Here is a 12,304-nt window from a genome sequence, read left to right as displayed (position 1 = left end):
TTCTTTTTCCGGAGAAAGGGTTGATATATCTGAAGAATTGAGAATTGACAATTGAGAATTGACAATTATTGATTCGCTCTCTGGTTACTCTTAGAGTAACGTTGTCCAAAGTCAAACATCTTAAAGGAAATTAAGGTGGTTATAGCGTTGGGGATCCACCTCTTCCCATTCCGAACAGAGAAGTTAAGCCCAACCACGTCGATGGTACTGCGTAAAAGTGGGAGAGTAGATAGCCGCCGTTTTATTCAGGCGAAAGCTGAAAGACAAAAGGAGTTCATTCGAAAGAGTGGATTCCTTTTTTGTTTTATATGTAAATGTGTATTCCTAACAACAGGACCATACGAAACAGATCAATCGGGTTATCGATTATATCAATTCGAATTTTAATAAAAAAGTCCTGTTCATGCTTTAATGAATAGGACTTTTCCGTTTATAGTGAATGTTATAAAGAGTCGCTTAATACATATCTTAATTGATCCATCATCAAAGATATTTCAGTATCTTCTATGCCGGCTACAATCAAATCCGGAATATCTTGATTAAACTCTTCCTGGAATTTATAGAAGTCCCTGTTTTCTTTTTCTACAGCTTGCCTATAGAACTCTATGGCTCCCTTTATGTTTTGCAATGCCCATTCCGTATGGCCTGCGTTTAACAGGTCTTGTGTATTGGGTTGGTTGGCCAGTATCTTTTTATAGTAGTTGCGTGCCTGGTCATATTTACCGGTCAGGAATGAGCACCATGCGATAGGGCGCCATGCTTTATTGTTACTATCTAGATAGTCGACTTTATAAAAACATTTTAATGCTTCACTGTAGTTTCTGAGTTCCAAATAACAATGTCCTATACTAATCGTAATTGACAAATTGTCGGGATTCAGTTTTTCGTATCTGCGATAATATTTTAATGCTTCTTCCGGTTCTTTTAGAGAACGATAACAACCGGCTATCCGTCGGATAACCCATTTGCTTCCTGGATTTAGAAGATCGGCTCGCAGGTAGGCTTCCAAAGCCCCTTGTAAGTCATCATTCATCTGCTTGCAGTAGCCTATCTTCTGGAAAAGAATATCACTTTCCTGATTTGTTTCAGCAAGCTGGTTGAATATAGTCAAAGCATCGCTGAAATAATTTTTACGCAGATAGTATTCAGCAATACTGCTTAAACTTTCTTCATCGGAAATATACGGACGCAAGATACTTAAATTGTGGAAGTCCAAAGGCATTGTGAAAATGTCGTTGAAGTCCAAATGACCCGGATATATTTTGAAGAAACGGTATAAGTCCTGTATATACTGTCCAGTAATAGTTTCCAGTTTTCCCCGTTTGCTGATCAGTTCTTCCTTATTCTGCTGGATCATTTCAGAAGCCTGGCTGTCAAATTGATTCATCATCATTTTCTTAGCTTCTTCAGGCAGTTGCATCATGCTGAAATATAATGAATATTTGTCGGAATTACACATGAATGCAGCAAGAGTCATGGAATCCAACATCTGTTTTTCCCCATTATTTTGATTGAAACGGTCACCAAACGATGAATGTTCGGTGGTGAAAGGCAATAGCCAGTTACTTAATTCGCGGAAAAATGGGAAGCTTTTCAAATGAACGAATGTGGAGTGCATCACATCGGCACCTTCTTGCTGCAGTTCGCTGAATTCTTCCATCTTTTTTCCCAGTGAACTGTCGGCGAATATATTTTCCCATTCAGGATTCATTTCTTCTCCCAACTGTTCCGGTGTAATATCTTTCAGATTTATTTTATTACTGATCTTCGGACTTAACTTCATCATCTCAGGAATGATCTCGTTCTGTAGTTTCCGAGTGATCTTCTCTGTTTCACGGGCCAGGATGAAACGCAAAGTGATCGTTCGTATGGCTTTTGTGAAGCCCGGAGTCTCTGAAAGGGCATCCAGTCTGTTGATTATTTGCGGATAGAGTGCCGTCCTTTTTCTGTAGACATATAATGTCAGCAGGATTGAAATTAATGCACGTACTTTAATTTCTTCATTTTCATGACCGGCAGCGTCGAACAGCAACATGAGCTTTTCTAGATCGAAAGCCGCCTGAAGTCCGAGCATCAATGATGAAACGATTTGGCAACCGGTTGTGAACGGAAGTTCGTTATCGAAAAGGATATTCTTTATTACAAAAGCTTCTTCGACCGTAAAAGGATCGGATACCCATATTTTGTTGAACAGGACCATCAGTATGGCATCGTATTCAGCATTGTTGCCTGTAGCATAATGTTTGCTGAGCTGGAGATGCAAGTTCTCGAACGTCACATTCGGTTGAACCTTCAGACTTCTGCGCCGGCTGTAAAAGGCTAGAGGAGATTCGACGGCCAGTGCTTTGTGCCTGATTCGGTCGACCAGTTCGTACGAAGATGTTTGTATCTTGTTATATATTTGCTCCTGCATCGGATCTTTAGCTCCTTCGATACGATAACGTAACATATATTTATAGGTATCCTGCAATTCATTCAGTTTATCCTGGAACGATAATTCGCGACTTCCGGATATGAGAGCCTGAATGGAATCAAAAGCATTCTTTAATTCCTTGCTATCTAATGAACCGATTATACGGTTGTATGCTTTATTTATTTCTTGTAGTGTCATATAATATTAACAACAAATGGTATGCCAAAAGTATAGTTTTTGACCTAAAATTCCTATCTTTGCACACCTAAAATAAATTAGCACATGAAGAATATCCGCAATTTCTGTATTATTGCTCATATTGACCATGGTAAGAGTACTTTGGCAGACCGGTTGCTTGAATATACCAAGACTGTCGAAGGGAAAGACTTACAAGCGCAGGTCCTCGACGACATGGATCTGGAGCGTGAACGAGGCATTACGATCAAGAGTCATGCCATTCAGATGAAATATACTTATAAAGGTGAAGAATATATCCTGAATTTGATTGATACTCCGGGACATGTGGACTTTTCGTATGAGGTTTCCCGTTCTATTGCAGCCTGTGAAGGAGCTTTGCTTATTATCGATGCTGCCCAGGGAATCCAGGCACAGACTATATCCAACCTGTATATGGCGATCGAAAATGACCTGGAGATTATTCCGGTAATGAATAAGATCGACCTTCCCAGTGCGATGCCGGATGAAGTGGAAGACCAGATCGTCGAACTGTTGGGCTGTCCACGTGAAGATATTATCCGGGCAAGCGGAAAAACCGGCGAAGGGGTTTATGAGATACTGGATGCGATCATAGAAAAGGTTCCGGCTCCTAAGGGTGATCCGGAAGGACCGCTTCAATGTCTTATCTTTGACTCTGTCTTTAACTCATTCCGCGGTATTATAGCCTATTTTAAAGTCGTGAACGGTGTGATCCGTAAAGGTGATCATGTGAAATTCATCGCGACAGGAAAAGAATATGATGCAGATGAAGTCGGCGTATTGAAACTGGAAATGTCTCCGCGTAGTGAGATCCGGACCGGTGATGTGGGATATATTATTTCCGGTATTAAGACTTCCCGTGAAGTACGGGTAGGGGATACCATCACGCATGTAGCGCGTCCAGCTAAAGAGGCCATTGCTGGTTTTGAGGAAGTGAAGCCAATGGTTTTTGCAGGCGTTTATCCGATTGACAGCGAGGATTTTGAGAATTTGCGTGCTTCGTTGGAAAAGTTGCAATTGAACGACGCGTCTCTGACATTCCAGCCGGAAAGTTCGGCAGCTTTGGGATTTGGTTTCCGTTGTGGCTTCCTCGGATTGTTGCATATGGAGATCGTTCAGGAACGTCTGGATCGCGAGTTCAATATGGATGTGATTACAACAGTGCCTAACGTTTCGTATAAAGTATATGATAAAAAGGGAAATTGCCTGGAAGTTCATAATCCGAGCGGTTTGCCAGAACCGACTCTGATCGATCATATTGACGAACCGTACATCCGCGCATCTGTCATAACCAATACGACTTTTATCGGTCCGATCATGACACTTTGTCTGGGTAAACGTGGTATTTTGCTGAAACAGGAATATATTTCAGGTGATCGTGTAGAGATCCATTACGATATGCCTTTGGGTGAAATTGTGATTGACTTTTACGATAAGCTGAAAAGTATCTCCAAAGGATATGCATCTTTCGACTACCATATTCATGATTTCCGTCCGAGTAAACTGGTAAAACTGGATATTCTATTGAACGGTGAACCGGTAGATGCTTTGTCTACTTTGACGCATGTGGATAACAGTGTAACATTCGGGCGTCGTATGTGTGAGAAACTGAAAGAACTGATACCTCGCCAGCAGTTCGATATTGCTATTCAGGCTGCGATCGGTGCGAAGATCATCGCCCGTGAAACTATTAAGGCGGTTCGTAAAGATGTAACTGCCAAATGTTACGGTGGTGATATTTCGCGTAAACGTAAACTGTTGGAAAAACAGAAGGAAGGTAAGAAGCGAATGAAACAGATCGGAACAGTGGAAGTTCCGCAGAAGGCATTCCTGGCTGTATTAAAGTTAGATTAAAAATTGCGTCTTTAAAGGTGTATATATCGAAGCTATTAAAAATCAATCTATAGAAGGTGACATCGTAAACTCAATTCGACGTCACCTTTAAATTGTTGATATGTAATTCGATATTGTGCTATTCAGCTGTTTGGTCTTGATTTTTAGCTAAACTAATGCCACCATCTTCCAATGTAATGAGATGCTGTTTGTAAAGCGCACCTATAGCTTGCTTAAAGCTTTTCTTACTGCATTGAAAAAGTGACTGAATGACTTCCGGATCACTTTTGTCGTGTACGGCGATAAATCCTCCCTGGCTTTTCAAAGATTCGAGGATCACTCCTGCCAGTCCATCTATTTTTTGATATCCCAATGGTGTCAGGCTGACATCTATCTTTTCATCTTCCCTGACTTCTTTGATATAGCCTTTCAGTTCTTCTCCTTTTTCCAGACGGCGGAAGACTTCGTTGTAGTACAATAATCCCCAATGCAGATTATTTATAATGACTTTGTAGCCGATATCTGTTTCATCGGCAACCAGCAAATTGACTTCCTGGTTGGGAGTATAGTCAGGCATGACATTGTCCAGGTACTTGTCAATACGTGCGGAAGCGACGATACGTCCTGTAATATGGTCGATATGAACATAAACCAGATACCATTTTCCTTCGCGCATCGGCATTTTTTGTTCTTTGAAAGGGACAAGCAGGTCTTTCATTAAACCCCATTCCAAAAATGCTCCCGTATTATTTACCGATTTGACTTCCATAAACTTAAACTCGCCAACGGTAGCCAAAGGATGGGCTGTAGTAGCAATAAGTCTGCCTTCATTATCATGATAGATAAAAACTTCCACTTCATCTCCCGGTTTCACGTTTTTGGGAACGTAACGAGCCGGCAGCAATATCTCTTTCCCATTGCCGCCATCCAGATAAACTCCAAAATCCAGGTCTTTTACTATCTTAAGCGTGTTGTACTTTCCTATTTCAAGCATAATCTTTTTCTTTTGATACAAAAGTACTCGAAAATGACATAATATCCTATTTTTTTTGTTTTGATGCAGCAATATATCAAAATTTGCATCGTTATAAAAGTAAACATTTTTATAATGGCGCTTTTGCTGGTTGGTCACTATAAAAGTTATATCTTTGCAGTTTTAATTTTAGAAATATTTATATAACAGCATGAAATTGAAATATTGGTTATTTGTTTGTTTGTTCGGATTTATGTGTGCATGTAAGGCACCACAGGATGTTGTTTATTTTCAGGGTATTGATGAGTTGACACCGGAGCAACTTATAGAAATGAGCCAAACTTATACAACAAAAATATCAAATGATGATTTATTATCAATCAACGTTACGGCATGGGATCCGGCAGCTGTGACTCCTTTCAATCCTCCCGTTTTTGCTTATTCTGTAGTTCCTCAGGGGGAACAACCTATAGCTTCTTCTCAGAACTTATATACATATTTGGTCGATCAGGACGGTAATATTAATTTCCCGGTATTAGGTAAAGTACATGTGGCAGGATTGACACGGCAGGAAGTTGCGGGGAAATTGGAGGAGATGATATCCAAGTATGTCGAGAATCCTTTAGTGAACGTGCAGTTGCTTAATTTTAAGATTACTATGATGGGGGATGTTTCCCGTCCGGGTACATTGGCTATAAAGAATGACAGGGTTTCAATTTTGGATGCAATTGGTATGGCAGGTGATTTACAATTATCTGCAAACCGAAAAAATATATTGGTGATTCGTGATAATAACGGTGTGAAAGAAACTTATCGGATGGATATAACTGATCCGGGAATATTTGCGTCGCCATGTTTTTATTTGAAACAAAACGATATAGTCTATGTAGAGCCGATAAGAATAAAACAACGTTCAAGAACAAGTTCAGACCGTTCTTTTACAATGTCTCTTTTGACCTCTGTAATAAGCTCTGTTTCAATCATAACGAGTATGGTAATCACGATTGTTAATTTAAATAGAAAATAATTGCATATATGGAATCTATTCAACACGATAATGAAACTATTAGTTTGAAGAATATCATTGTCAATTATCTGCTTCATTGGAAATTGATTTTTTCAATAGGGGGGTGTTCGGTGCTGATTGCTTTTCTATACTTGTTTCTTACTCCTAAAACATACGAGATGATGACAAAAGTCCAGTTGCTGGAGGATAAAGGTACTACTGGAGCCGGACTTAATATAGGGGATGCTTCAGGGCTGATGAAATCGTTTGGTTTGGGAGGAATCAGCGGGACTGGTTTTAGCCTGGATGATGAGAGGGTTAAATTGTCATCCACATCCTTACTGAAGGAAGTGGTTTTAAAACTGGGTATGAATGTCTCTTATTATAAGCCGTATGCGTATAAATATCAAATGTATGAAGATATTCCTTTGCTTTTATCAGCAGATTCCGAAACTTTAGAGAATCAAGAATATACCGTTGATATCAGCGTTGACATAGACAAGTCTGGTTCTGTAAAAGTAAAGACTGAATCGGAAGTAAGTAAGAATACATTTAAGTTTGCTTCTTTGCCTGCTATAATTAAAACGGAAGAAGGTACATTTGTCTTATCTTACCGAAAAGGCGTGGTTAAGCCTTTATCTATGGATTTGTCCATATCTCCGGCAATTGCAGTGGCAGAAGATCTTTCCGAGTCAATGGTATTCGAAGAGTTTTCAAAGAATAGTAATGTGTTGGAAATCTCATGTACAGATTATGAAAAGAAACGCGGGGTCGATTTATTGTCAACCTTGGTAGAGTTTTATAACAATCAGGAAGATTCAGTGAAAAAGACAGAAAGTGGAAAGAGTATCCGCTTTTTAGATGAAAGGTTGAAGGTGATAGAGGATGAATTGTCGCGCGTTGAGTACAAAATTGAACAATATAAGTTACAGAATAAAATGACAAGCATTGAATCCGATGTCTTGTTTTATGCCGAGCAAATGAAAGAGTTGCAGGTGAAAATCATCGAACTGGAAGCACAAGGACATCTGATAGATTTGTTGGATGATTATATTAAAGATCCGGGAAATAAATATAATCTGGTACCTATCACTTTGGCTTCAGGGACAGGTGAGAATACATCTAATCCGGTGACGACTTATAATGAGGCTTTGTTGGAACGTATTAAGTTAATGCAAAGTACAAAGACCGAAAATCCTTTGATAGGACAGATCAATTTACAGGTGGACCAATTACGTGAAAGCGTATTTCTTTCAATTGAAAATGCCAAAAAGAGCCTGGCTTTGACTTTAGGTGATTTAAAGGGAAAAGAAAAGGTGCTTTTGGATAAGATGGGAGTGGTCCCTACGTTAGAAAGGGAATATGTTGATTTTAGGCGTCAGCAGGAGATATATCAGGCTCTTTATCTGATCTTATTGCAGAAAAAGGAGGATTTTATCCATTCGATAGGAGATAGCAAAGAAAGGGCTCGGGTTGTGGAAATGGCCTATGTGAAACAAAAAAAGGTAGCACCAAGAATGCTGTATGCAGCTTTGTTTGTTTTTATATTTACATTGGTTATTCCTGCGGTTTATCTTTTTACCAAAGAGCAGATTTTTGTGCTGTGGAATGAATATAAGAGGCTGAGTCATAGTAAATGAAGGTTCCGTTAATCTCTATAATTGTTCCGGTTTATAATGTTGAGACAGTATTGCCTGTATGCCTGGATAGCATATTAAGGCAGTCTTTTCAAGATTTTGAATTGCTGTTGGTTGATGACGGATCCCAGGACAGGAGTGGCATTATTTGTGATGAATATGCTCGAAAGGATGAGCGGATTCGTGTCTTTCATCAGAAAAACGGAGGGGTTTCCAGTGCGAGAAACAAGGGACTTAAGGAAGCGATAGGAGAGTATTTGGTATTTATTGACTCTGACGATTGGATACAGGATGATTTTTTTTCGGTGATACAACCCTATCTCGGTGTATTTGATGTAATTCTCTTTGGGTTGGACCAGGTTACTCCTGATGGTCATTCTATCCGAAAGTTCGTGCCTCCGTTTGAAATGTCTGAAAATGATATGACCAAGTTGGCCGATATATTATATGCATTGTTTAGAATTGATTTGTTGGGATATGTGATTGCAACTGTGGTTCGGAGAGATATTGTTGTCGCACATTCATTAAAGTTTGATGAGAGGTTTTCTTTGCATGAAGATTCTTTGTTCTTTTTGGATTGTTGTAAGTATGCATCTTCTTTTGTCTCTTTGGCGCAGACTCCCTATAAATATGTCTATTATGAAAAGGAGGGAAGACAAACTTTGAGTAATACGATTCCTGCAAATTATAAAGAAATATTGCAATTACGGCAAAGAAAAATGACTGAACTGTTGTCTTCTATTGAAATGTGTGAAAAAGAACGGCATTTTATAGAAGGACGATTGATGTATAATTATTGTCGTGTCAGTTTGGATATTGCTCTGTCTCAGAATCGGGGTCGTATACGGGCTGTCAAGGACTGTATAGAGGAATTTGCAGATAAAGAGATTGTGGTTTGTTCAGCAAAAGAATCAATTCTTCATTTTTTTGTAAAAAAAAGGATGCCTCATATGATCTTTATCGCAAAGAAATTATTGTCAATTGTAAAATGAGTAAGAGTATGAAGCCTAGAGTTAGTGTGATTTTACCGATTTATAAAGTTGAGAAATACTTGGATCGGTGTATGCATTCTTTGTTAAATCAGACATTGAAAGACATTGAGATTATTATGGTGGATGATGGCTCACCCGATAATTCTCCTACGATGTGTGATCAGTATGCAAAAGAAGACAGTAGGGTAAAGGTCATACATAAGCAAAATGCAGGCTTAGGTTTTGCTCGTAATTCCGGGTTGGAGATTGCTACAGGAGATTATATCGCTTTTGTTGATTCGGATGATTTTGTGAGTGTAACAGCTTTTGAAATATTATTGAAAGTCGCCCTTGAAGAGAATGCTGATTATGTTATGTGTGGTTATAAGAGCGTTCGGAATAATATTTGTGTGTCAGAACATAAGGATGTCAATCAGAAAATGGTGATGGAAGTTCCTGATTGCTATAATGTGTTGAGAGGAATGATCGGTATCGATCCTGATAGCGAATATTCGTATCGTCATAATTATTCCGTATGGCATGGCATTTATAAGAGTACTCTTTTCACTGAGGGGGGAATCCGCTTCTGCTCTGAAAGGGATTTAATTTCTGAGGATTTGATATTTCATTTGTCACTTATTCCTTTATGCCGGAAGATTGTCATTATACCGGATTTATTATATAATTATTGCCTGAATGACAACTCGCTGACAACTACGTATAGAAAAGGGCGATTTGAAGCTGTATTGAAGTTGTGGAAAGTTTCTGTCGGGATGGTGGCGTCAACTTCTTTGGAAGATATGAAAATCCGTTTGGATTACTTACTTTTAGATGTGACATTAAGTGCTATTTCATATGAAGTTAGGTATAATAAGAATAATGCCCTGGACGTTCTGAAAACAATATCAGCCAATGACGAGGTTCATCAGTTATTAGATTCGTATCCGATACATCGGTTATGCCGTAAACATTATCTGTTTTTCTCGTTACTGAAGAGAAAGGCATATAAAACAATTTACTGTTTGCTTAAGATAAAAATCTTTGGAGAAAAATACCTTTCTTTATTTTAGAGCATCTTTCAAAAAAGAAAGACTTGTGTCTATTTCTCGAAATAGGGATGAAAATACTTCTTCGTAATTGCATCTTTCAGGAATAGGCATTTGCTGTAATGTTTGAAGGTTTTCTTCATCCAAATTATGCTCATTTAAAATATCAGCTTTTTGCAATAAATTGGAAATACGATCATCCTTAACTCCGTCTACAGCATAGAAGGGCCGTCCGAATATCATAGAAAATATGACAGCATGAAAAGAATTACCAATAATAACCTTTGCATATTTGCATAGGTTTAAAAATTCCAACGGTCCTGTGACGCAGTGGAATTCCGCTTTCCCATAAACTTCAAGGACACCCCATTTAGAATGATTGGGTAAGAGGGTCAGGATTACTGGCAATTGTTTACTCTCTGCATATTTTTTGGCAAGATTAAATGTCTTTTTATCAAAGGCCGGCATGTATAGCAACAAATAATCCTTTTTAAGGAGAGGTGTATCGCCCGCCAACTTTATCCATTCATTTTTAGGATAAAGTAGAGTTGGATCTACAACAACATCGGGTGTATATCCTGATATGTCACATATCTTTTGGGCAGTCATTTTTTCTCTGACGCTAATGCTGTCATATTGTTTTAGGCAGGCGTTTATTTGACTGTCGGATGAATTGCCCATTTCACTTAAAACCCGTCGTCCCATACTTGGAGCATAAGCGATACGCTTTCCCTTTTTTACAAAAGGCAAGAAATAGGCCCAGTCGAAATCGATACAAGAGATATTCCAAATCTGGTCACTGCCTGAGATAAAGTAATCGAAATCAAGTTCGGCATCTTGTTCTAATTCATCAAGTGTTGTGTATGTCCGGTCTGTCAGAATTAAATGCTCAGATAGAAAACGTTCGAATATTTCATATTGCAAATAACTTTGCTTGATATATCCTAAGGTCAATATGTGTTTAAGAAATCTTTTTATTCCTTCTTGCTTCATGAAGCGAGGGGTATAAAAATCACTTTGTTTTTTGGTTCTAAAATTAATGATCTTACAATCGAATCCCATATGTAATATTACTTGTTGTAATGCATATGCCTGTAGCATGGAGCCAAAGTTATGAGATGCATGAAAAGTAATGATTCCAACTTTTTTATTCATGAATGCTTATTTTTTATAGCAAAGTTATTAATAAAACGCAAATAAAACAAATGCCTTGTTTTACAGAGACTTATTGTTTTTTACGGCTTGAGAGGGAGGAATCAGGCGATTGTATATATCGAACAGGCTTTCTCCTATTGAATCATCATCTAATTTCATTTGTTTGATTTTGTCTCTGCCGTCTATTCCTTCAATTTTGTTGTTTAATGCCTGGTATGCTAATTCTGACAGCATGTCGGCATCCATTGACTTTGATACAGCAGAATTTTTCACCCCTTTTAATAAGTTGGCAACATCTCCTACATTCGTTGAAACAACAGGCAGGTTACAAGCCATGGCTTCTTTGATCACCTGAGGTGATCCCTCTGATATGGAAGTCATAATCATAAGATCGGAAGTACTATATAAAGTAGAAACCTCTGATCTGGACATGTTTTTTATTTCAACGGTTGAGCATTGAATTTTATATTTGGATTTTAGTATTTCTACAACGTTTTTGAATAAAGGATAATTTTTTACCACTCTAGAACGATCACTAGGGAAAATAATTCTTTTCGTATTTTCTATAGTTCGCTTTTCTGCAGGTGTAAAAGTATTAATATCTACGGAGCATGGTATGATTTTAGTGAATGGCATGTATTGTTTTACAATGGTATCCATTTTGTTATTCAATGTAATGGCCCAATCCGCTTTCTTTAAAATAAGTTTTGTAAGAAAGACCTGAATCTTTTTACCTTGTTCTATCTGAATATCACCACCATGTAAAGTAATAACAACCGGAATATTCTTCTTTAATTTTTTCAGTAAAAACAGACCGGATAAACCATAGTGTACATGAATAAGGTCAAATTCATTTTTATTGATTAGCTTATGGATTGCAAAGATAGATTTTAAATATTCCTTTTGGGATTTTCTTCCATCAATGAAAAAAACAGTGTAGGATACCTCTTTATGGACTTTACATATTGCTTCCATTTGCTCCTTTACAAAAATACCGTAATAAGGAGTTTCAGGAGTAGGGTACATATTGGTTACTAACAAAACTTTCATAAAT

At 38.1% G+C, this 12,304-nt stretch carries 9 protein-coding genes and 1 rRNA gene; 6 read left to right on the top strand and 4 right to left on the bottom strand.

The genetic code is table 11. The annotated features are described in order from the left end of the window. Positions 1–131 precede the first annotated feature (131 nt). Positions 132–242: ribosomal RNA gene (rrf, locus tag DXD68_RS16960) — 5S ribosomal RNA — on the top strand. Between the two features lie 200 nt (positions 243–442). Here the strand turns inward: rrf and DXD68_RS16955 are convergent. Next, on the bottom strand, positions 443–2,611 hold the full coding sequence (locus DXD68_RS16955) for a tetratricopeptide repeat protein (protein ID WP_122362703.1): 2,169 nt from the start codon (positions 2,609–2,611) through the stop codon (positions 443–445). 84 nt (positions 2,612–2,695) lie between these two features. Between DXD68_RS16955 and lepA the strand changes: the two genes are divergently transcribed. Further along, complete coding sequence (gene lepA, locus DXD68_RS16950; protein ID WP_122362702.1) at positions 2,696–4,483, top strand: translation elongation factor 4; 1,788 nt, start codon at positions 2,696–2,698, stop codon at positions 4,481–4,483. A 118-nt stretch (positions 4,484–4,601) separates the two neighbouring features. On the opposite strand, the gene DXD68_RS16945 is transcribed toward lepA, so the two are convergent. Beyond that, positions 4,602–5,456 carry a S1 RNA-binding domain-containing protein gene (locus tag DXD68_RS16945; protein WP_122362701.1) on the bottom strand — a complete coding sequence of 285 codons (855 nt, stop codon included), beginning with the start codon at positions 5,454–5,456 and terminating at the stop codon, positions 4,602–4,604. Between the two features lie 190 nt (positions 5,457–5,646). Between DXD68_RS16945 and DXD68_RS16940 the strand changes: the two genes are divergently transcribed. From DXD68_RS16940 to DXD68_RS16925, 4 genes are read left to right on the top strand one after another with little or no spacing between them, the layout of a single operon-like run. After that, positions 5,647–6,462, top strand: coding sequence for a polysaccharide biosynthesis/export family protein (locus DXD68_RS16940; protein WP_122362700.1), 816 nt, complete (start codon positions 5,647–5,649; stop codon positions 6,460–6,462). Between the two features lie 8 nt (positions 6,463–6,470). Continuing rightward, positions 6,471–8,081, top strand: a complete 1,611-nt coding sequence (locus tag DXD68_RS16935; protein ID WP_122362699.1) for a GumC family protein — start codon at positions 6,471–6,473, stop codon at positions 8,079–8,081. Next, positions 8,078–9,070, top strand: coding sequence for a glycosyltransferase family 2 protein (locus tag DXD68_RS16930; RefSeq protein ID WP_122362698.1), 993 nt, complete (start codon positions 8,078–8,080; stop codon positions 9,068–9,070). The genes DXD68_RS16935 and DXD68_RS16930 overlap by 4 nt, the downstream gene beginning before the upstream one ends. A gap of 8 nt (positions 9,071–9,078) precedes the next feature. Continuing rightward, positions 9,079–10,119, top strand: a complete 1,041-nt coding sequence (locus DXD68_RS16925) for a glycosyltransferase (RefSeq protein WP_158585903.1) — start codon at positions 9,079–9,081, stop codon at positions 10,117–10,119. Here the strand turns inward: DXD68_RS16925 and DXD68_RS16920 are convergent. Further along, positions 10,111–11,250 carry a polysaccharide pyruvyl transferase family protein gene (locus tag DXD68_RS16920; RefSeq protein ID WP_122362696.1) on the bottom strand — a complete coding sequence of 380 codons (1,140 nt, stop codon included), beginning with the start codon at positions 11,248–11,250 and terminating at the stop codon, positions 10,111–10,113. The two genes, DXD68_RS16925 and DXD68_RS16920, sit on opposite strands and share 9 nt — an antisense overlap. A 60-nt stretch (positions 11,251–11,310) precedes the next feature. After that, positions 11,311–12,300, bottom strand: a complete 990-nt coding sequence (locus DXD68_RS16915) for a glycosyltransferase (protein ID WP_122362695.1) — start codon at positions 12,298–12,300, stop codon at positions 11,311–11,313. Between the last annotated feature and the right edge of the window lie 4 nt (positions 12,301–12,304).

It is taken from the genome of Parabacteroides sp. TM07-1AC (assembly GCF_003480915.1).
Lineage (GTDB): Bacteria > Bacteroidota > Bacteroidia > Bacteroidales > Tannerellaceae > Parabacteroides > Parabacteroides chongii.
Note: the sequence above shows the minus strand (reverse complement) of the source record. Positions and strands in the feature narration are given on the sequence as shown.